The sequence below is a fragment of the Paenibacillus sp. NRS-1782 genome (genome assembly GCF_050467685.1).
In the GTDB taxonomy this organism is placed as follows: Bacteria; Bacillota; Bacilli; order Paenibacillales; family Paenibacillaceae; genus Paenibacillus; species Paenibacillus terrae_A.
Genome location: NZ_JBITPH010000060.1, coordinates 47960 through 68969 on the forward strand (window position 1 = coordinate 47960; position 21010 = coordinate 68969).

Genomic DNA, 21010 nt, shown 5'->3' on the forward strand with positions numbered 1-21010 from the left:
TTTGTGTGACAGGGACTATACTGGATCTTTATCCCTTATATGATTGGCCGAATCGGGTCCAGCCCTCCTGACACATCCATAATGTTGCCTGTGATAAAATCCGAATCCTCATCACATAAATAAGCAATCACACGGGCGATATCCTCTCCACTCCCCGGACGTCCGCGCGGTGTCTCTTTATCCTGCAAGCCGATGACGTCGGCAATTGACTTTTCCTTGTTCGCACCCCGAATATCCCCGGGACAAATCATATTGACCGTGATACCATAAGGAGCTTCCTCCACAGCCAGTGACTTCGTAAAGGACACCAGCCCCACCTTGGCGGCTGCGTACACAGCACGATGTGGCCAAGCCCGTGCTTCTCCAGCATGACCGAAGCCAAAATGAATAATACGTCCCCATTGCCGGTTCCGCATATGAGGTAATACCAGATGATCCAGCAGCATCGTACCCACCAGATTCCCCTGAATCATGGCATGGATCTCAGCTACACTGTAATCCGCAAACAAGCGACGTTCCCGGATGAATGGTCCGGCGTTATTCACCATAATATCTACGCCGCCCAGCCGATCCTGTACTTCGCCGATCAGCCTTGTAATATCTTCCTGAACCGAAATATCTCCTTGCAAAGACAGACAGCGTACTCCCTTGGCTTCAATCACCTGTCTAAGCTCTTCGGCTTCCGTTTGGCTATGCACATAGTTTAGTACAATGTCACAGCCTTCATCAGCCAGACGCAGAGCGGTCATTTTACCTAATCCTTTGGCACTGCCCGTTATAAGCGCGACTTTGTGTCTCAACAGTTTTCCTCCTCTTCACAGAGAACGGTCACCCCCAAGTATAAAATATTTAGGCTTCGCCTACAACTCCAAGCCAAAAGAAACCCCAAATCCTCTTGTCCAAGAGAATTCGGGGTTGGGGCTCTAAGCGTTTTTGGTTCCAGCTTAAAATGCCGGGATAATCGCGCCTTGGTATTTGTCTTCGATGAATTTTTTAGTTTCCGGGGATTGCAGCGCTTTGATCAGCTTTTGAATCGCTTCGGAATCTTTATTATCAGGACGTGCTACCAGAACGTTAGCATATGGAGAATCTTTATCTTCCAATGCCAGTGCATCCTTCGTCGGGTTTAGCTTCGCTTCCAGAGCATAGTTCGTGTTGATCAGAGCAATGTCCACTTCAGGCAACTGACGTGGCAGCATAGCCGCTTCCAGCTCCTTGAATTTCAGGTTTTTTGGGTTTTCTGTAATATCTTTTACTGTAGCTTCAATGTTGCTTGCATCTTTCAGCTTGATCAGACCTTGTTTCTCCAGCAACAGCAATGCACGTCCTCCATTGGTTGCATCGTTAGGAATGGCAACTGTTGCACCATCCGGAATTTCATCAAGCTTTTTATATTTTTGCGAGTAGATACCGAATGGCTCCAGATGAACCGCGCCTACAGATACCAGGTCCATTTTGCGCTCTTTGTTCATAACATCCAGGTATGGTACATGTTGATAGAAGTTAGCATCCAGTTGCTTGTCGAACAATTGTACGTTCGGTTGTACGTAGTCGTTAAACTGAACGACTTGAAGACGAATGCCCTCTTTTTCCAACTGTGGCTTGATCGCTTCCAAAATTTCTGCATGCGGCACAGGAGAAGCGCCAACTTTCAGTTCGACTTCACGTGGTGACCCACCCGTATTTTGGGTCGCATTGTTTGTATCAGATGTCGTGCTTTTCGTGCCGCAAGCAGCCAATACCGCAATTAATGTCAAGCTTAATACGGCCAATATCCATTTTTTCATGTGATTACCCTCCAATGAATTGTGATGTTCAGGATTTAGACACCCTGATCAATAAGGATTTTATATGGTTTCCCTATTTTCGAGTATAATGCCGCACCAGACGGTCTCCCGCCATTTGCAGCAATTGCACCAGTACGATCATCAGTATGACCGCAACGATCATGACAGCCGTTTCATAACGGTAGTATCCGTAGTTGATAGCTAATGTACCCAAACCACCGCCCCCGATCATACCGGACATTGCTGTATAGGATACGAGCGTAACGACGGTAATCGTTAATGCGGCGAGCAGACCCGGCAGGGCCTCACGCAACAGCACCCGCCTAATAATCTGACCTGTAGAGGCGCCCATGGCTTGTGCAGCCTCGATGACACCCTTGTCCACTTCGCGCAATGACGTCTCTACGAGACGGGCAAAGAATGGCGCAGCGCCAATGACCAGCGGTGGAATCGTACCCAGCACCCCGGTAGAGGTGCCAACCAACGACCGCGTAAAAGGAATGAGTGCAACAATCAAAATAATAAACGGTACGGACCGCAAAATGTTTACGATAAAGGAAAGTACAACGTATATCACCTTCATCAGACTCCATGAAGAGCGGCTTGCCAGAAATAATAAAATCCCGAGCGGTAAACCAATAATAAGGGTGAACAACGCAGATGCACCAAGCATCTGGAGTGTCTCTAATGTAGAGTTACCCAGTTCTTCCCAACTCACTTGCGAAAAATCAAGTTCACTCATCGTCCGATCACCTCCACATCAAGTCCCTGACCGGACACTTCGCGCAGCGTGTGCTCAATAGCCTCCTGATTCCCTTCAAAACGGACGATAAGCTGTCCATAGGGTACGTTTTTAATCGTGGAGATGGTTCCCTGCAAGATCGCAAAATCAACCCCAGTGCTACGGACTGTACGTGACAAAATCGCATCATATGTCTTGCTGCCCAAAAATGAAATCCGTACAACATGCGCCGATTCGCCGCCTCCTGCTGCTGCTATGGCTGCTTGCAGCTCCTCGGGATGCTCAGACTCCCGCTGGATAAAGTCCTTGGTTACTTGATGCTGTGGCTTGAGGAATATTTCTGCCACCGGACCTTGCTCCACGATGTCCCCCTGATGAATGACGCCGACACGATCACAGATGCTTTGAATGACATGCATTTCATGCGTAATCAGTACGATGGTCAAATTAAAACGCTGGTTAATGTCTAACAGCAATTTCAGGATGGACCCTGTCGTCTGCGGATCAAGTGCCGAGGTCGCCTCGTCGCACAGCAGTACATGAGGATCACTGGCAAGCGCCCGTGCAATACCAACCCGCTGCTTCTGCCCACCCGAAAGCTGTGACGGATATTTAGCGCTGTGTTCTTCCAGACCGACCAACTCCAGCAACTCACGAACCTTGTGGTCCAGCTTCTGCTTGGGCGTGTTCACCAGACGCAACGGAAAGGCAATATTGTCATATACCGTCGCTGAGGATAATAAATTAAAATGCTGAAAGATCATTCCGATTTTACGACGCTGTTTCTGTAATTGGGATTGGCTTACCATGGCGAGATTCACACCATCTACCCATACCTCGCCCGAGGTCGGACGTTCCAATACATTAATACAGCGGATCAGCGTACTTTTGCCCGCTCCGGAATGACCGATGACTCCAAATATTTCACCACGCTCTATGGAAAGATTCAAACCGGATAGCGCACTGACGCGTCGGCTGCCTTTGCCATAATGCTTGGTTAATTGCTTAAGCTCTATCAACGTGCTGCGACCCCCTTCAATCTTCCTTACCCTTTTAAGCGACGTTCATCTCTATGATGGTACAAAAAGAGCCCCTTTCACAGAATGAAAAGGGCCCCGCTATGCGAACCTTTTCTCATCTGCCAAAATCGCTATAACTCTAGCGGTTTTGTAGGAATTAGCACCATCATGTCCCCTCCCGGTGCGTTACACCGGGAAAGAACGGGTTGCCGGGCTTCATCGGGCCAGTCCCTCCACCTCTCTGGATAAGAAAAATATGTTAAACTCCAGCTTTAGCTGTCCGTTAAGTTTATATTTAAAATCATAATTCAAGCGTTTTCTGAAACTAGATTTCAGTATAGATAGTTTACATAGCTTTGTCAAAGGATATTTTCTCACATAATTATGGGCGAGCTTCCCGGTTCTCCCATTGTTTCACCGTATAACGAAAGGCAGTTGCCAAGGAACGGATCACCATCTCCAGACCTTGCTTTAAATCCTCCAGATGATGATCCAAATCCTCCAGTTGTATCTTGCCATACAAAGCACGATGCCGTTGCCAGAGATCATCCTGCATTTCCGTATTCATATAGTGTATTTCCGTGTTACGCCGCTTGCGCAGCCGATTAATGGCACTGGTATATGAATCCTTAATATCATTCAGATTGTCGGTCATTATAGGATGCATTTTCAAATACCTGAATTGCCGCAGCACGGTAAAATAAGAATAATGCGGCTTATACTCGCCTGTTTTCAGATCATACAGATCATTAAGCCAATTCCCGAGCTTATCCAAAATGGAAAATACCCTCACAAACCCATCCTTATAAAAGAATACGTACAGCGCGTAATCCGATTTTTCATCAACGCTCATATCCTCGGCATATCCGGCCTTCACTTTCGTTCGGAAAAAGGCGGCAGCATGATGGCTCTGCTCCAGCTCATCCAAAGATGACATCAGGCCGCGTGTCAAAATATCCGCCTTGCGAAAATCATGAGTCGGATCTCCGCTGGCCTGAATATGCCGCTCCAGCACTTTTAGCATGTCTGACATGCTGTTCATTGCATCCAGCAGGATGCCCTTATCCACACGCGGCGGCTCGCCTAGCAGCTTGCGTATCATGCTCACGCCTCCTTTTATGAATGTAAAATCCGGTTGTTGGGTTGGTTAGAGGGCGTCAAGCGAAATAACTCGTCCACCGTTGGTCTACAAGCTTAACAATATCCTCGCGCGGCAGCACTTCATCCGGGTAGCCCGGCTTCATGCGTGCATCCACCACAATCGGCAGCTTGTAGTTCAGATGATGCAAACGCACCTCGCTGTCTGCATACATATCCGTAGCCGGGTTAAATCGCGTAAACACCGTCCACAGGAATGATGCTTGTGAGCGAACGACTTCCTTGGCATCATCTACAATAAAGACAAGCGGCCATTCCTGCTCACCCGCAGCCAAACGCTCCAGCACCCGCGCAGCCAGCTCAGGCTCCTGCTCAAAGGACGCACCGGATACGACGAGACAGCCTCCGCAATACGGCTCAATCTCGCGAATACTCGGCAGGTCGCCTCCTTCATAGGCGCGGGGCAGCTCACGTATAGGCTCACCTACACCCATCAGGATCGCTTTACTGCCATGATTCAGCTTACGGCCCGTGTAATCAAGTGTATCGTGAGACGTATGATTGAAAATAAACAAATCTGTCGCTGGATTAAATCTCTCCAGAATGGTTTCCAGCAGCAGGTTAAAGTCGGATAAATCAATCACCCGATCCGTGAGCATCAGAAATTTGGTTAACGACAATTGGCCCTGTCCCAAAATGGTAAAGCCTGAGACCAGCGCTTCACGGGAATAGCTTTCACGCACAACTGCCGCTGCCAATGCATGTACGCCCGTTTCTGCGTATGCCCACAGCGACTTGACGGAAGGCATCACAAGCGGATAGGCAGGTGACAGCAGACGTTGTAAAAATTCTCCGAGATAGTAATCCTCCTGCCGTGGTTTACCTACAATGGTCGCTGGATAAATGGCATCCTTGCGGTGGTGCATATGCTTGACATGAAATACAGGGAAATCATGCTGCAAGGAGTAGTAGCCAAAATGATCGCCAAACGGCCCTTCCGGGCGACGTTCGTGAGGTGGCACATAGCCACTGATCGCAAATTCGGCCTCTGCCGGAATCCGGTGACCGCCGAGCGGGTCCTCCGTCATCGGCAGCTTGCCGCCCATAATGAGCGAGGCAAGCAGCAGCTCAGGCAGATTTTCCGGTGCCGGAGCAATCGCGGACGCAATCAGGGCTGGTGGCCCGCCGATAATAACGGTTGTCGGCAACGGCTCATTACGCAGCTCAGCTTCATGATAATGAAAGCCGCCGCCCTTATGAATTTGCCAGTGAATCCCGGTCGTCTGATCATCATAAATCTGGATACGATACATGCCCAAATTATGATCCTTGGACTGACCCGGCTTCTCGGTATATACGAGCGGAAGCGTGATAAACGGCCCCCCGTCGTCCTGCCAGCTCGTCACTCTTGGGAGTGGAGCCAGCGGAGCATCCGTACGGCGAACTCCCAATATAGGAGCCTCGCTATGAGATACCGTTTTCAGCCCTACTTTTAGCATGTCCTTAATCAGCCCACGTTCATTCCACAAAGCCTTGGGTGTGGGTGGAAGCAAAGTTTTGGTCGCCCCTACAATCGCATCCATCAATTGCTCCGGGCGAGGGCCAAAGGCCATGTCCACACGACGGTTTGTGCCAAACAGATTGCTGGCTACAGGGAACGGGGTACCTTTTACATTGGTGAACAGCAATGCCGGTCCCTCTTCCTCAATAACTCTCCGATGAATCTCGGCCAGCTCCAAATAAGGATCGACGGGTGCTTCTATAATTTGAAGATTATTTTCTTTACGCAGCGCTTCAATAAATTGACGCAAATTCTGGTAGATCAACTGGACGATTCCTCCTAAGCAAATCAAGCCCTCGAGTAACTCGCGGGCCAGGTTTGTTTCTTATACCGGATTTTGCAAAATCCTTATATGCTATTATACGTGCTTAAGCGCCTCTTGGGCAAAATATCCGTTGCATTCATCACAGCTTCGTTCATCACAAACGAATTGCTTAGGTACGCTGTGTGTGTGTCCGAACGATGTTGCGGTCCGGTGACAATTGCCACACACGGTAGCTCATGTAGCACAAGATGGAGAACAGCGTTGCAATGGCCAGCATGTGTGCCAGTACCACAAACATGTAAATTTCCGGTCTGGTGACGTACAACAGGCTAATGCCAATAACGACCTGAAGCATAATCAATGCCACCGCAACGACACCCAGTACACGAATATCCCGATGATTAGGGTGATAGCGATAAGAATAGTGCCCCACGGCCAAAATGACCACAAACAGCAATCCAGATGTAAGCTGGTGAAGCAACAACGGAGATATGATACCGCCGAGATTTACAACTTTTTGAATGACCGAGTGACTGAGCAGTGCGCCCGAGTATACCGCAATATACGTATAGATCGTCGACAACCATATAAAATTACGATAGCCCCGGTTGACAGGCACGGTGGGCAAACGCGGGTTGAAGCGCGAATCCGCATGCTCCTTCCAGGCTCCCAATGTCATCATAGTCGCGCTGGCAAAGGCGATCAGGGCAAAGCCAAAATGCAGCGCCATGACCGGAGCGGATTGGGAAAAGACCACAGCTAAAGCCCCCATCGCTCCTTGTATAATGACAAATAGTAGCGTCAACAACGAGAACAGCTGCAAATCCTTCCGATGCTTCATATACAGCAGAAAGCCAACAAAAGAGGCGATAGAAAGCAGCCCGGCCATCGTGCTGACGGAGCGGTGAGTAAACTCAATAATGGATGCGACCGTATGTGCCGGAACCAGCTTACCATTACAAAGCGGGAACTCCCGACCGCAACCCAGTCCCGAATCGGTCCGCGTCACGACACCTCCGCCAAAGGTAGCCAAAAACATGACAATACATGTTACGAGTGCAAGCCACTTTAATATTCTAATTTTGTTGTTCAACGAGCTCACCATATCCTTCCAGATAAAATATTTATTATCGTTATATGTTGTGAAATGATCACTTAAAATAATTATAACTGATATATCGTTCCTTGACATACGCGCTTTGTTGACAAAATGTGAACGTGTCCCGTTAGAGAGCCGCCCCCTTTGGAAGGAAGCGGCTCTCTGAAATGCCCTTATGAATACAATTCCCCTCGAAACCCTTATGCCATGCAGAACATCAATTATTTAGCCAAGCTGGCGTGTACTTCCACAGCCCGGTCCAAAAACTGCTCAATTTCCTCACGGGATTTACGCAATCTGTTCACCAGACGCACCAGCTCGCGGCCTTCACTGTAAGCGATAAAGCTGGGAATACCCAGTACATTTTGCTCCTGGCTAACGCTCTCCGCCTGCTCTACATCAATCTCAATGAATGTAAGCTTGTCTGCATATTCCTGTTCCACATCAGGCATGAACGGATCAATGAAATGACAATCCCCACACCAGTCCGCCTTAAACACAGCCACCGTTACGCCAGAAGCGGATATTGCCTTATTAAAGTCTTCATGAGAGACGATCTTTTGCATGGATAATTCCTCCTTGAATTCTGTTTGTATACAAGAGTTTGTGCTCCCTATTGTAACGCCAAGCGGCGCTTTTGCACACTCCCCTATTATTCCCGTATCACCGATTGGAAGCCCTGCCATCGAGACATACTAATCATATAACTTAAGAACACACTTAGAGCATCCCCGTATACTTAACGGGTACGGAGTGTTCTCATCATTGAAAGGAGGTTATCAAGTATGTCTCTCACCGAATGGTTCCATGTGGCATCACGTCAGCTTCATGGTGGGCTAAAGCTGCTCGGTTCCGTACCACGTGCTGCGGAGGAAGCATGGGAAGGCACGCGGGCGGCCTGGACCGAGTCCCGCAAGCTGCGCTATCCGCTACGTGAGCTACCGTGGGATTACCATACTGCACAGGCCGCCATGGATGAAGCCGAGGCGCTGATGCTGGTGAATGGACCTGCATCCCGTCCCTCTTCTCTGAATATGCCCTTATGTGAAACGGACTGCGAGCTGGTCGAGCGGATCAAGAACGATACGGCACAGGAAAATCGTAGCAACATCACCCGTACAGCCGCTTACCTGGAGTGCTATCATGGCTATCCCGAGTTACATTGGGCGCTGCTGGCTCACCTGGTTTCTCGCAATGGTGGCTATAACATGACCGATTTGAAGGGGGGGCTGATCGACAGTCTGTTCGGCGAACAGGAAAAGGAATGGTTATATCGGCTGCTGGAGCGCTGCAATGCCCTTATTTTTCAGGACGCCTACCCGCAGCTGCAACTATACATGCACAGCCGTCATCTGGGCCGAAGCTGCTTCCATTTGCTGCCCCATTTCCATGTATCACCATTCATGAGACCCTTCTGGGAACGTTTCTGGGCTTGGCGGGACAGCTCTCTCTTAAGCGTAGCCCTGATCATCAATGAACAAAACTATATTGAAGGCCGGGTGGTGAAAGATCCGTATTTCCAAAAATTTGTGACGCACAAGCGGGGCTTTTATTTGCACGATTGGCTCCAGTTGAATCAGATCATATTTCCACTCGGACTAAACGGGGGGCTCGCCGGACTTGTAATGGAGCGCTTTGGCCATCTGGATGAACGGATTGGCTTTGGTAAAAGCCTGTATGCCACGCTGTTCGGACACCAGCAGGTACTGGACCAAGTAACAGCATTCGCTACCAGCGTGCCCCACACTGGCTCACGCAGAGACTATTGGCCGGGACTGTTCACTCTGGACAAACAAAAAGCGCTGCGCTCCCCTGAAGAGAGTGCAGCGCTCCTGGCGCATGAATGGCTGCCACAAGGACAACGCCTGTACAGCCCCGAGCTGAACGCCGTCTGGTCGGATACCGCTTATGATCCGATCCCCCGTTACGACTGGTTTCAGGGCGGATCCACGCTTGGGCATCTCAGCGAACCCAAGCGACCGCTGTTATTTGCCATGCGGCATGAGCACCGCCATGGCATCCAAAAAACAGCGATGGCCCATGACGTTCATGCCAGCCTGCGGCCTTTTCACTAAAAAAGCTGGAGGGCTGCCTATACTTCTTTTAGCCTCGTTGCCCTGTAGACTCACGCTGGAGACGCATCAGTGGACGCAGTACCTTTTGCAGCACACGCGGGTAGTTACCCAACTCGTCCCGACGCAGTACGCGTAGTAGGACCAACAGCACCAGATAGCATACCAGTACAGCCGCCCCGGCAATACAACATGCGATGAAGAAGGCCACACGTGCAGGCATGATATGAACCAGCAGAATACAAGCCTCATTCACACCATATCCAATGACTCCCGAGAGCACGACTGCGGTCAGAAAGCCTGCCCAGCGACGGCCCATGATGGAGAAGGATACGATGCCTTTAAGCACACGCAAATTCAGTAGCGTAATCACGAGGAAACATAATCCGGTTGCGGCAATGATGCCGTAAATTCCAAGCCAGCCAGCCAACAGCCAGCTCGCCACAAGCTTAACCACGATACCGACTATAACATTAACCATTGAAATACGTGGTTTGCCCATACCGATCAATATGGAGTTGGAGGTCATCATCGTGATCTGGAATATCGTTCCAAGTGTCAGAACAGCGATAATCCCGCTGCCTCCAAGCGAGCTAAACAGTAAACCATTGATGGAATAGGCGGTTACACACAAGGCCAGCACAATCGGCATTCCGGTCAAAATAGAGATCCGCAAGGCCAGCGTCATCTGATTTTGCAAATGCTGTTCATCCTTGCGGGCAAAGGCCGCCGAAATGATCGGAATGAGCGATTGACTGAGCGCGATAGCCAAAATCGGCGGAATCCCCGCCACACTCTGAGCACGTGCTCCCAAATAACCCAACTGGGTGGTCGCCTGTTCCAAGCCGATTTGGACGGACAGCAGTCTAACCACAATCGACGTATCAATAAAGTTAACGGCCGGAACCGTCAAAGAAGACAATACAATTGGAATAGACAGCGTAAAAATGTCTTTGTAAATGCGCATCATCGGCAGTGCGGAGCTTTCCTCCTGGAATTGCTCTTGTCGATCCTGGCGACGCATTTTCACCGTGTAATACAGCATGACTGCCAGTGCGCCAAAGCTTCCCATGACCCCCCCGAAGGATGCCCCGGCCGCAACCTCGCGATCTCCATAACCGAGCTTCAAAATAATAAAAGCGAGTAAAATTGCAGTAGCCACCCGTGCGACTTGCTCCACAATTTGTGAAATACCGCCCGCGGTCATGTTACCGCGCCCTTGGAAGTACCCACGCATCATGGCAATGGCAGGAAACAGCAGCAAGGCTGGTGCCAATGCCTGAATAGCCAAAGCCGACTGCGGAACCCCTGCCACTTTCTCGGCAAAATAAGGCGCACCAAAATATAGCACCACCGTAATGATAATGCCCGCCGCCGCGGCAAACAGCAACGCCGCATGGTACACACGTCGTGCTTCCGAAGGCCGATTCAGCGCGTAGCGTTCTGAGACCATTTTGCTCAACGTGCTTGGAATACCTGCTGTAGCCACCGTGAGCAACATCAAATAAGCATTGTTCGCAATCGTAAACGAGGCGTTCCCCACAGAACCGAGCAGATGCTCTAACGGAACACGTTGCACCAGACCCAGCACTCTCGCCACCAGCGCAGCAGCGGCCAAAATAAGCGTGCCTCTTAGAAATGTTTCTTTATTGGACAAAATGCGTTCCCTTCTTTCTTGCTGTTGACACGCATGCAAAAGCTCCGCAAAGCAGTCATGGCCTGAGCCATCACCGGTGCGGAGCCGCATGTCGATTCTGTCTCTGCAAATCACAAACATAGGATGTTAAGCTAGAACACCCAAATCAAGAATACAAGAATCATGACAAGCTGTAAAATTACTTTCATCACGGTGCTGGTAAACAGCCCTAATACAGAACCAAAGCCCACTTTAATCGCTCGATCCAGCGGGGCCTTGCTCATTAGTTCACCCAGCACAGCGCCAATAAACGGCCCTAAAATCAGACCAAATGCCGGAATCACAAAAGGGCCGATAATAATGCCGATGGTACTAAGGATCGTGGACAGACGCGAGCCGCCAAATCGTTTGACCCCCCACGCAGTGACGGCATAATCTGCAACAAATAGTGCAACTACTATTAGTGTCTGTATGATCCAAAACCATACATTATATGGAGCAAACGAGAAAAACCAGCCGTACACAAAAAATGCAAAATAGATGGCGAGCGCCCCTGGCAATACGGGGTATACCGCCCCGGCCATGCCAACAATGAACAGCGCAACGATAATAATCCAGCCTACAATGTCCATTGGCTCCCTCCTTCTCGTCCAATAATTATCCCATATGCTTCATCATTCGTTCTCTTAGACAAGTACATAATCGCGGATAACTTCAACGATGCCATCTTCATTGTTCGAAGCTACGACCAGATCAGCCGCTTCTTTTACCGTATCCTGTGCATTACCCATCGCAACACCCAGTCCAACCGCTTGAATCACAGCCAAATCATTCAAACTATCACCCACAGCGACTACCTGTTCCATTGTAATTCCAAGCAAATCGCATACTTCAGCAATCCCACTGGCCTTCGATATACCAGCCGGGTTGATTTCCAAGTTCGTCATGGATGAATTGGAAATTTCAAGTCCACCCATGTCCTGAAGCTTGAGCAAAATTTGATGACGAATTTCGTCATTTTCCGTATTATAACCGAATTTAAGCCATTCCTGTGTATCCAATGTATCTGGCCAACGATCTCTGTTAAATAATTCCTCAGTGGAGTATGCCCAGAACCAGGACCCGGTTTCTACAGCAATCCGGTGCATTTCCCGAACTAGCTCCTTATCAAGCAAATAACGGCGCCACAGTTCATGCGGGGATTTCCATACCTCGCTGCCGTTTACCGTTACCATAGGCGTATCCAGACCGAGCTGTTGCCCGTAAGGCAAAGCATGCATCGCCGCCCGTCCGGTAGACAAGCACACGTGAATCCCCTCTTGAATCGCCTTGTTAATCCAGTTGATCGTTTCCAGCGTAATTTCATGATTGTCGTTCAATAAAGTTCCATCCATGTCGAGCGCAAGCAGCTTGTATTTATATTGGTTTTCTCCCATGGGTTCTCTTCCTCCTGTATGTCCCTTATGTCCAACGACATTTTACCATGAAAAAGAGAAGCCCACAAAAGAATCAAGTCCTCACTTCGCTGCCTGTGGCTTTTTTGGTGTACCATCCAACCCGTAAACCTCGTCATAAGCGTCAAATATTTTACGTGCCACAGGTCCAGCGCTCGTCGAGCCAAAGCCCCCTTCAGGAATAATGACTGCTACGGCCAGCTTCGGATTTTGACGCGGAGCAAAAGCAATAAACACCCCGTTATCTTTAACCGCACGTCCCACCACCTGCTGGGAAGTCCCCGTTTTACGGGCATAATCATACGGAAACCCGTTAAATGCTTTAACATCCGTAGCCATACCGCGAATCACTGTATTCCAGTACGTATCTGAAAAAGCGACCTCATTCAGCACCTTGGGCTTGAACTCACGCACGAGGTTGCCCTGATCATCTACAATTTTACTGGCCAAATGCGGCTGCATACGCTTGCCCTTCGTTGCCAGCACGGTTGTATACTGGGCAAGCTGCATCGCCGTGTATTTCCCCTGTTGACCAAAGGAAGCCTGTACCAAGCGTGTCAGCGCACTTTCATACTTGCTCGTATACTCAAGCCTGCCTGCCCACTCGCCTGGCAGATCGACTTCAGTCGGTACGCCTAATCCAAATGCCTTCATATACTTGTCCCATACATCAATCCCCTGATGCATCCCTGCATTACTTCCGTATTTGTCATACAGCGGCTTGCCGATCATATCCACCATGAAAGTATTCGACGAAAACTCGATTGCCTTGCTAGGTGTCAGAGGACCATATACATGTCCACTCGAATTACCGACCCGACTGGATCGATTTTTACCATAGTATGCGCTCCCCGTATCGAGATAAGTTTGTCCCGGAGAAAATAAGTGTTCCTTCAACCCGATCAGCACGGTTAGGGGTTTAATGGTTGAACCCAGCAGCACCGAAGATTCTGGATGCGGACCCGCTTTTCCACTAGGTACGGATTTAATCGTTCCGTTCCCCATTTTATGCTGAATTTCGTCATATACCGAAGGCGATGTACTTCCCGTTTTCCATACATTGGAGTCATAGTCCGGCATACTGGCCATCGCTACGACATTCCCTGTCTCGACCTCCATCGCTACAGCGAAGCCGGTAGTGGCATCGCCGTGGAGCTTACCCGATACCGGATGGGTATGAAGCCAACGAAGCTGATCAACAATCGCTTGTTCCGTTTTTTGCTGAATTTCCTTGTTAATGGTGGAATACAGATGGTATCCTTTTTTCGGAGGAGTAATGGATTCTATGCCTTCCGGCATGCTGCGCGGATTTACCTCTACCGTTTTATAGCCGTTTTTTCCTCTCAGCTCATCCTGATACTGAAGCTCCAAGCCATCATATCCGACGGTCTCACTTTCCGAGTAAACCTGTTCGGGTCTTTGGACCTCCGAATTGGCTTCATATTGCTCCTTGTACTTTGGCCGATTGGTTCGCGCTCCTTTGAACTTGTACATATATCCAATCGTTTGCACCCCCACCCGATCCGGGTCATAATGGCGCACACTTTCTTCAACAACCTCAATCCCGGGGAACTCCTGCCGATGCTCCAAAAAATATGCGATTTCCTCCCGATTCAAGTCAGATTTGACCAGGCGCGGAGTAAAGCCCCTGTATTGAGTGTAGTCCTTGTCCAGCCGTTCCTTAATTTTCTCTACATCAAGTTGCTCGCCCTCTGTACTTCCTAACTCATTCAGCTTGACAGCAAGCTTTTCAGCAAAAGCATTAAACTCGGGGAGCAGCTTTTTTCCCGGCTTACGGTCTTTTTCTGCTCGTTTGCTATAATCCTTGGGTAAGGTCACATACAGCGACTGTACCGGAGTAGAATACGCCAGCTTGACGAGACCCGAAGAGTCATAAATCGTGCCGCGTCTCGGGGCTAACGGGACATTTTTCGTATTTACGGATTGCTGCTGCTCCTTCAGTTCTGCCGATTGCACAAACTGTAAGACCGCTAGTCTGGTAAAGATAATGGCAAATAACACAAAAACACTGAAAAAAAGAAGATTAGTCCGAAAAACCGTCCGCTTTTTTTGTGCCTCTTCATTTTCTTCATGGCTTTTCTTTTTGAATGAAAACTTCTTATCCAAACTGCCTCTGTCCATATTAGCAGGTCATTACTCCTTTCACCGGGTTATCATATCCCTGATCCTACCATAATAGCGGGAAATAATGATGAATTTGGTGGTTACAATTTTGTAAGAAAACGGATAAAGATCATAAAAAAAGCTCCTCTTAGCACAAAGGCCGAGAGAAGCTTTAATGAATTGTTACGTAGTACTATATTATGGCTGTTTGACTGCATTGGGATCAGATGCTGTAGCATCCTTTTTCTTCGGTACACCGTCCAGACCGTACACTTCGTCGTAGGCATCGAAAATTTTACGCGCCACAGGTCCAGCGCTCGTCGCGCCAAAACCTCCTTCGGGAATAATGACTGCTACAGCCAGCTTGGGATTCTTTCGTGGTGCAAAGGCAATGAATACCCCGTTATCCTTCAGTGTTCCGCCTACGCTTTGCTGAGATGTACCTGTTTTGCGGGCGAAGTCATACGGGAAACCCTTAAATGCACTGACATCTGTAGCCATCCCGCGTATGACTTCATTCCAGTAAGCATCCGGGAATTTCACTTCATTCAGCACCTTCGGCTTAATCGTTTGGACTACATTTCCATTGGTATCTTTAATTTGACTGACCAAATGTGGCTCCATTCGTTTGCCCTTGGTAGCCAACACGGCTGTATATTGTGCAAGCTGGAGCGTTGTATATTTCCCTTGCTGACCAAAAGAAGCATACGCCAACTTGGACAGTGACGACTCCTTGCTTCTAGGTCCATACTCTCTTAACCCAGGATATTCCATTGGCAAATCTACCCCCGTTGACACACCTAGTCCAAACTCCTTCATGTAACGGTCCCATACATTCACACCTTGATCTTCCTTGGCATTATTAATGTATTTGTTGTATAGTCTTTTGCCTACCATATCGACCATGAATGCATTCGAGGAATGTCGAATAGCAGATGCCGGGTCCAGTCCGCCATACACATGACCCGAAGAGTTACGTACCCGAGACGAATTGTTACGTCCAAAATAAGCAGCACCCGTATCCTGATAATAGGACGATGTACTGAATAGACCTTCCTCTAAGCCCACCAACACAGATAGCGGTTTGATCGTGGAACCGAGCAATACAACCGACTCTGGATGTTGACCCGATTGACCGGAGCCGAAGGAGCGTATAGTACCATTCAAATATACATTTTGAATTTTCTTGTAGTTATCTGATGATATATTTCCGGTTTGCCAATAGTTCGCATCATAATCCGGCATACTGGCCATCGCTACCACATTACCAGTATCCACTTCCATGGCTACAGCAAAGCCTGTTTTGGCATAAGGATGAGTCTTGCCAGATACAGCATGGGAATGCAACCATCTTAATTGATCCATAATGGCGGTTTCTGTTTTAACCTGAATCTCTTTGTTAATGGTGGAATAAATGTTGTTTCCCTTCTGCGGAGGAGTAACGGAATCTACACCCTCCGGCATATTACGCGGATCAATCGGGACCGTTTTGTAGCCATTTTTCCCTCGTAACTGTTCCTGATATTGAAATTCCAATCCGTCAAAGCCAACGGATTCGTTATCCATATAAATGAGACCCGGGTCATTTTCAGCTGACATGGATTTTTGAATATTCTTATATTTATCCAACGTTTCACGGGCACTTTTATAGCTTTTAATGTAGCCCACTGTTTGGACAGCCACCGTATCAGGATCATAATGGCGTACAGTTTCCTCAACAACATCTAACCCTGGAAACTCGCTTTTATGCTGCATGAAATAGGCAACTTCATCTTTATTAAGATTGGTTTTAATCAGGCGGGGCGTAAAACCGCTAAACCGTTGATAGTTTCGGTCCATAGCATCCATAATTTGCGCTGCCGTCATTTTGGGCTCGTTTTTATCGCCATATTTGGCAAACCGATTCGCCAGCTTTTGCGTCATCTTCTCCAGCTCAGGCAACAGCTTTTTATCATTATCCCGCAATTTTTCCATACTATCACTGTAGTTCTTGGAAAGCGTGATATACAGCGATTGTACCGGTGTAGAATATGCCAGCCTGTTCTGCCCGGTTGAATCGTAAATCGTTCCGCGAATCGGCGTAAGCGGTACATTTTTGGTAACATTACTGGCCTCCTGCTGCTTAAGCTGAGGGCCCTCCACAAATTGAAGTATCGCCAGTCTTACGATAATGACCGTAAATATAATGAACGAGCTGAAAAAGAACAGATTGATCCGGAAGCTGAATCTTTTTCGGTCGGACGTCTCGTTGTCTTTTCCTTGCTCGTTGTCCATCTTTCTCATGTGCCCTTTTCCACTCCTTTTTTAAATCACTTTATCCTTGATATGTGTTTGGGCAAAACCAGGCGGATTAAACCAGTCTCCATTCTGTGCCCAGGTCGGGTCTAACGGTACCCACTGATGCTGCCCACTCAAGTACACTTCATTCCAGGCATGTGAACCGTAGCCTCCCTGCCCGTTGTAACCAAGCCCAGTCACCACCTTGACCTGAAGCCCCTGAGAACGGGCCATCACCGCATAGAGGCGGGCATAGTCAATACAGACACCCTTGCGTGTATCAAACGTATCTCTGGGAGTCTGCTCATGCCAGTCACCACGCTGCTCATAGGCGTCCACCTTGCCGTAATCATAGCTAATACGCGTGCCTACCCACTGATACAACGCTCTGGCTTTTTGCTCATCGCCGCTTGCCCCCTCTGTAATCTTGGTCGCGGCCTGCTCAATATCGTTCGGTATATCCCGGTCGATCATTTCATATTTACGCTGCAAAATGCCGTTCAATTCCTTGGTGACAGCCTGCGTAAATACGGGCAGCTTATCCTTAATCAGCGTGCCGGACAAAGGTTCAATAACCGATTGCGCTCCTTGTTTATAAATCGGTGAAGCTTGGACATAGCTGCTAAATCCACTGTCTGGGTATAAGCTTACACCTATAAACAGCAAGGCTATGACCATCACTGCGCGCGCTCCGCCGATGAGGGTACCAATCCCGGCCCCCGCCAGCCTGCTGAAAAGGCCCGATTTGTTTTCATGCTCACGTAGAGAGTTATCCGATCTGCCACCCACTACCATCACATAAATCGCACGCAGCACAAATTGCGCGACAGCATAGCTGAGCATGAACAATACGGCAAAACGCAGCAGCGGAAAGCCCTCAAGCCCTGCTACAAGCGTATAATAAAATTGCTTAATTCCGCTCAGTCCCCGTTGTGGCAAATGCTCCATATAAGCGGCCAGCCATTGCTGCACCTTCGGTGAAAGCCACATAGCCAGCCCTAATGAGCACAAAATTCCGGCAACGGTCAGTATGCCATCCACAATGAGACCGAATAGAGCACCTACAGATCTGGAAGCTCCCCGCCGCCAGCCCTGTATTAACGACACAAGAACGATAGCGATCAACAACACCGTCACGCCATTCCAATGAAGGACAGGCTCCAGCCAGGATGGTTTCATCATGCTCCCCCTGTCTTTACGGCGACTGTTGTGTTACAGTCGAGCCTTTCGCACTTTCGATATATTTCTTGACGGTGTCGCTCATGCTCCACTCGCCCAGCGGCATGCCTTGAAACCACACCTTGACCTTATCACCATCGAACGGGCCTTTTACCTCCAAGTTGGAGCTGGTTACCGAAAAGGTACCGTCTCCGTTAGAGCTGTATTTCGCATCCCGTCCTTCCTTGATCATCATGCTCAAGGCCTCGCTCTGAAACTTGTTAATCGCATCATCCTTCGCCTGGGTAACTACCTTGCCAACCTGATCAAAGGAAATACCGCTGTAGATTAGCAAGCCCACAACCACCACAATGACAAGCAGCCATTTAACAAGGGTTCTCACAATCTTCAATATGACAAGCATTAGGACAAGCCCAATTAATATATAGAGCCAGTTATCCTGAACGATCTGCCAATTATGTTTTAAAAATTCTGTCCAGACACTCTTATCCATTTCACTACACTCCCGTTTTCAACTGCATCTTTCGAATTGTAAAATCGTCTCTGTAATTATACATGATTACATAACGCCCTGTCAGCTTAGCTCTTTTCCGCCCCTTGTCCGCACAAAAAGGGTCTATGTTCGTCCACTCCAGCGTACAACTTAGAATGAGCTCATGCCACATAGCAGCATAGAAAGTCTATTTAGGGAAAGGGGGTCGTCCACTTGAAAACAGCCCTCTGGCTGTATCTGTTTTTATTTATCGCTTTTTTTGATCTGCACGCGCAATATCCTATTCTCACACCATTCGCCATCTCTCTGGGCGCTGCGCCCACCTTTATCGGCTGGATGTTGGGCATATACTCCCTGACCCATCTGCCCGGTAATTTAATGGCGGGGCCAAGGGTAGATAAGCACGGTAGCCGCCGATATATTATGTTCAGTCTGACAGCCGCAGGGCTCATCCTGATTATTCAGGCGTACATTCATACGCCGTGGGAGCTGCTTTTTCTTCGTGCAGTCAGCGGCTTTGTGCTGGCTTTTTTGTCCCCGGCCTGCATGACTATGCTCGCCCAGCTATCCGATCATCCGGTTACGCAGGGCAAATATATGTCGGGACATGGCGTAGTTCACACGTTAGCCTCTGTCCTGTCTCCAGCGGCAGGCGCGTTCATTGTAGCCAGCTTTGGCTTTAGCGAGACATTCCGTTCCCTCGGCATCATTCTCGTGGTCACAGGACTGATGGCTTATTTTACTTTGCCTAAAAAGGCACCTGCTCTCCAGGCTCAATTGTCTGATGGGCAAGTAGCACCCGCCCCATTGACCGGAGCGCAGCCGCTTTTACCATTCAATTGGCGCTACCTGCTTGTGCCTTTTGTTTTGGCGTGCGCACAAGGCATTTTATTTTATGAAATCCCGTTACGCAACAATGGCACTGCGTCCATGATGTCCACGGGACTGCTCTTTTCCATTATCAGTCTGGGAGCGCTTTGCACACTCAGTCTGCTTTTTCTGAACAAGTATTCACCGATGATCCGGCTGATTTGCGGCATCATACTGATGTCTCTGAGCTTCTATGCCCTTGCTACCTTACCCGAATCTGTGATTGGAGTCGTACTCTTTATACTCGGAACAGCCAAAGGCATTACGTTTCCAGCCTTGGCCTCACTCTTTATACGGCTTGGAGGAGAAAGGTTGGGCAAAACCTTTGCACTGCAATCCATTGCCACGTCTATCGGCTCCTTTGCCGGACCAGTGCTTGCCGGGCAGCTCCCCGTTCATTTTTCACCTTTTTTTATCGCTTTTCTGATTTTAATGACCGGCTTGCTGTTCATTCCCATTCAGCGGTTATTCCCGACACCGCCGCTGTCTGCCCCAGGACCGTATCATTCCTAGATCGCTTGAGATGCTCCCCCTTTAACGCCCAAAGTACCTTACAAGAAGGCGAATGCACAGTACCTAAAGCCCTCATCAACATAGACTGGTTTGACTGAACATTTATGTATGAAGGGAGGTGCATTCCGTGAGCCACTGTCATCCTGTGAGCCCTATTTCTTGTGGTGGATTTGGGACTTCGACCGGCACCATTCTCGTTCTTTATATCCTGCTCGTCATTATTCTCCGTACTTGCTGGATTTAATTTAATGTCTGAATTGCCCTAACATGCCACCCTGTACCCATGCCTGCCACTCTCGGCAGGCTGTTTTGTTGTTTTTTTTGCATGAGAACCCTGTTTGGAGCTACACTATAGACATATTCTTTCATTTCCCGGGGAATTTCGAGCACAGGCTTTAAGCAGGGGGTGAGCAAGATGACGATTACCGTTATCGTTGAAGGGAAAAATGACCGCAGTAAACTTCGTCGTTTACTTGATCCCGAGGTTCATCTCTTATGCACCTTCGGCACGCTAAACTCAGTAAAACTGGAGTCCCTCCGCAAGCAGGCCAAGCATGACGAAATATACTTATTTATGGACAATGACAGCTCAGGCAAAAAAATACGTGGTGTGCTTGCCGACTCTTTTCCAGATGCGCATCATATGTATACCCGCAAAGGATACGCAGGAGTAGAAGGCACACCAGATGAATATGTGATCGCCCAATTGGAAAAGGCAGGACTGGAAGAGTATATTTTATACCCGCCAGTTCCGTAGTTATGACCACCCTAGTCATGAAGACTATTCACAAAAAAAGCTGTCCGCCAGGCCGCTTTTAAGC

General features: G+C 48.7%; 19 protein-coding genes and 1 riboswitch. Of the genes, 4 read left to right on the top strand and 15 right to left on the bottom strand.

Annotated elements, in window-relative coordinates; all coding sequences use genetic code 11:
• Positions 1-35: 35 nt before the first annotated feature.
• From ACIFQM_RS22195 to ACIFQM_RS22230, 8 genes are all read right to left on the bottom strand, one after another.
• The gene (locus ACIFQM_RS22195) at positions 36-800 is read right to left on the bottom strand and encodes an SDR family oxidoreductase (RefSeq protein ID WP_430038152.1); all 765 of its coding nucleotides are present in this window, start codon (positions 798-800) and stop codon (positions 36-38) included.
• Positions 801-944: 144 nt separating this feature from the next.
• On the bottom strand, positions 945-1787 hold the full coding sequence (locus tag ACIFQM_RS22200) for a MetQ/NlpA family ABC transporter substrate-binding protein (protein ID WP_430038149.1): 843 nt from the start codon (positions 1785-1787) through the stop codon (positions 945-947).
• Positions 1788-1860: 73 nt separating this feature from the next.
• On the bottom strand, positions 1861-2529 hold the full coding sequence (locus ACIFQM_RS22205; RefSeq protein ID WP_430038146.1) for a methionine ABC transporter permease: 669 nt from the start codon (positions 2527-2529) through the stop codon (positions 1861-1863).
• Positions 2526-3548 (bottom strand): methionine ABC transporter ATP-binding protein, encoded by a 1023-nt coding sequence (locus ACIFQM_RS22210; RefSeq protein ID WP_430045644.1) that lies wholly within the window; start codon positions 3546-3548, stop codon positions 2526-2528. Before ACIFQM_RS22210 ends, ACIFQM_RS22205 begins: the two co-directional genes overlap by 4 nt.
• A 112-nt stretch (positions 3549-3660) precedes the next feature.
• Positions 3661-3800: riboswitch (SAM riboswitch) on the bottom strand.
• Between the two features lie 130 nt (positions 3801-3930).
• Positions 3931-4650, bottom strand: a complete 720-nt coding sequence (locus ACIFQM_RS22215; protein WP_430038139.1) for a Cthe_2314 family HEPN domain-containing protein — start codon at positions 4648-4650, stop codon at positions 3931-3933.
• A gap of 55 nt (positions 4651-4705) precedes the next feature.
• Positions 4706-6472, bottom strand: coding sequence for a UbiD family decarboxylase (locus ACIFQM_RS22220; RefSeq protein ID WP_430038137.1), 1767 nt, complete (start codon positions 6470-6472; stop codon positions 4706-4708).
• 169 nt (positions 6473-6641) lie between these two features.
• The gene (locus ACIFQM_RS22225) at positions 6642-7574 is read right to left on the bottom strand and encodes a COX15/CtaA family protein (protein ID WP_430038245.1); all 933 of its coding nucleotides are present in this window, start codon (positions 7572-7574) and stop codon (positions 6642-6644) included.
• Between the two features lie 218 nt (positions 7575-7792).
• Positions 7793-8137: a thioredoxin family protein gene (locus tag ACIFQM_RS22230; protein WP_430038134.1), complete on the bottom strand. Its 345-nt coding sequence runs from the start codon at positions 8135-8137 to the stop codon at positions 7793-7795.
• A 219-nt stretch (positions 8138-8356) separates the two neighbouring features.
• Here ACIFQM_RS22230 and ACIFQM_RS22235 point away from each other — a divergent pair, with 219 nt between their 5' ends.
• Positions 8357-9646 (top strand): DUF2515 family protein, encoded by a 1290-nt coding sequence (locus tag ACIFQM_RS22235; RefSeq protein ID WP_430066138.1) that lies wholly within the window; start codon positions 8357-8359, stop codon positions 9644-9646.
• A 28-nt stretch (positions 9647-9674) separates the two neighbouring features.
• On the opposite strand, the gene ACIFQM_RS22240 is transcribed toward ACIFQM_RS22235, so the two are convergent.
• The 7 genes from ACIFQM_RS22240 to ACIFQM_RS22270 all read right to left on the bottom strand — a co-directional run bounded on the left by ACIFQM_RS22240 (position 9675) and on the right by ACIFQM_RS22270 (position 18806).
• Positions 9675-11300, bottom strand: a complete 1626-nt coding sequence (locus ACIFQM_RS22240; protein WP_430038130.1) for a putative polysaccharide biosynthesis protein — start codon at positions 11298-11300, stop codon at positions 9675-9677.
• Positions 11301-11431: 131 nt separating this feature from the next.
• The gene (locus ACIFQM_RS22245) at positions 11432-11911 is read right to left on the bottom strand and encodes a DUF456 domain-containing protein (RefSeq protein ID WP_430038128.1); all 480 of its coding nucleotides are present in this window, start codon (positions 11909-11911) and stop codon (positions 11432-11434) included.
• Positions 11912-11965: 54 nt separating this feature from the next.
• Positions 11966-12715 carry a Cof-type HAD-IIB family hydrolase gene (locus tag ACIFQM_RS22250; RefSeq protein WP_404519533.1) on the bottom strand — a complete coding sequence of 250 codons (750 nt, stop codon included), beginning with the start codon at positions 12713-12715 and terminating at the stop codon, positions 11966-11968.
• A gap of 81 nt (positions 12716-12796) precedes the next feature.
• Positions 12797-14875 carry a peptidoglycan D,D-transpeptidase FtsI family protein gene (locus ACIFQM_RS22255; protein ID WP_430038125.1) on the bottom strand — a complete coding sequence of 693 codons (2079 nt, stop codon included), beginning with the start codon at positions 14873-14875 and terminating at the stop codon, positions 12797-12799.
• A 180-nt stretch (positions 14876-15055) separates the two neighbouring features.
• On the bottom strand, positions 15056-17140 hold the full coding sequence (locus ACIFQM_RS22260; RefSeq protein WP_430038122.1) for a peptidoglycan D,D-transpeptidase FtsI family protein: 2085 nt from the start codon (positions 17138-17140) through the stop codon (positions 15056-15058).
• Between the two features lie 21 nt (positions 17141-17161).
• Positions 17162-18313 carry a transglutaminase domain-containing protein gene (locus ACIFQM_RS22265; RefSeq protein ID WP_430066144.1) on the bottom strand — a complete coding sequence of 384 codons (1152 nt, stop codon included), beginning with the start codon at positions 18311-18313 and terminating at the stop codon, positions 17162-17164.
• A gap of 16 nt (positions 18314-18329) precedes the next feature.
• Entirely contained in the window at positions 18330-18806 is a 477-nt protein-coding gene (locus tag ACIFQM_RS22270; protein ID WP_430038117.1) for a hypothetical protein, read from the bottom strand.
• A gap of 213 nt (positions 18807-19019) precedes the next feature.
• On the opposite strand from ACIFQM_RS22270, the gene ACIFQM_RS22275 reads away from it, so the two are divergent.
• From ACIFQM_RS22275 to ACIFQM_RS22285, 3 genes are all read left to right on the top strand, one after another.
• Positions 19020-20189, top strand: coding sequence for an MFS transporter (locus tag ACIFQM_RS22275; RefSeq protein WP_430038114.1), 1170 nt, complete (start codon positions 19020-19022; stop codon positions 20187-20189).
• Between the two features lie 154 nt (positions 20190-20343).
• Positions 20344-20433, top strand: a complete 90-nt coding sequence (locus tag ACIFQM_RS22280; RefSeq protein WP_430038243.1) for a YjcZ family sporulation protein — start codon at positions 20344-20346, stop codon at positions 20431-20433.
• A 171-nt stretch (positions 20434-20604) separates the two neighbouring features.
• A complete protein-coding gene (locus ACIFQM_RS22285; protein ID WP_430038111.1) occupies positions 20605-20946 on the top strand; it encodes a toprim domain-containing protein in 342 nt (113 codons plus the stop codon).
• Positions 20947-21010: the final 64 nt, after the last annotated feature.

Bases quoted from the DNA above. Each gene is read 5' to 3' on its own strand.
- ACIFQM_RS22205 (WP_430038146.1), bottom strand. From the start codon at position 2,529: ATGAGTGAACTTGATTTTTCGCAAGTGAGTTGGGAAGAACTGGGTAAC.
- ACIFQM_RS22235 (WP_430066138.1), top strand. From the start codon at position 8,357: ATGTCTCTCACCGAATGGTTCCATGTGGCATCACGTCAGCTTCATGGT.
- ACIFQM_RS22255 (WP_430038125.1), bottom strand. From the start codon at position 14,875: ATGGACAGAGGCAGTTTGGATAAGAAGTTTTCATTCAAAAAGAAAAGC.
- ACIFQM_RS22285 (WP_430038111.1), top strand. From the start codon at position 20,605: ATGACGATTACCGTTATCGTTGAAGGGAAAAATGACCGCAGTAAACTT.
- ACIFQM_RS22265 (WP_430066144.1), bottom strand. From the start codon at position 18,313: ATGAAACCATCCTGGCTGGAGCCTGTCCTTCATTGGAATGGCGTGACG.
- ACIFQM_RS22215 (WP_430038139.1), bottom strand. From the start codon at position 4,650: ATGATACGCAAGCTGCTAGGCGAGCCGCCGCGTGTGGATAAGGGCATC.
- ACIFQM_RS22230 (WP_430038134.1), bottom strand. From the start codon at position 8,137: ATGCAAAAGATCGTCTCTCATGAAGACTTTAATAAGGCAATATCCGCT.
- ACIFQM_RS22245 (WP_430038128.1), bottom strand. From the start codon at position 11,911: ATGGACATTGTAGGCTGGATTATTATCGTTGCGCTGTTCATTGTTGGC.
- ACIFQM_RS22200 (WP_430038149.1), bottom strand. From the start codon at position 1,787: ATGAAAAAATGGATATTGGCCGTATTAAGCTTGACATTAATTGCGGTA.
- ACIFQM_RS22260 (WP_430038122.1), bottom strand. From the start codon at position 17,140: ATGAGAAAGATGGACAACGAGCAAGGAAAAGACAACGAGACGTCCGAC.
- ACIFQM_RS22250 (WP_404519533.1), bottom strand. From the start codon at position 12,715: ATGGGAGAAAACCAATATAAATACAAGCTGCTTGCGCTCGACATGGAT.
- ACIFQM_RS22270 (WP_430038117.1), bottom strand. From the start codon at position 18,806: ATGGATAAGAGTGTCTGGACAGAATTTTTAAAACATAATTGGCAGATC.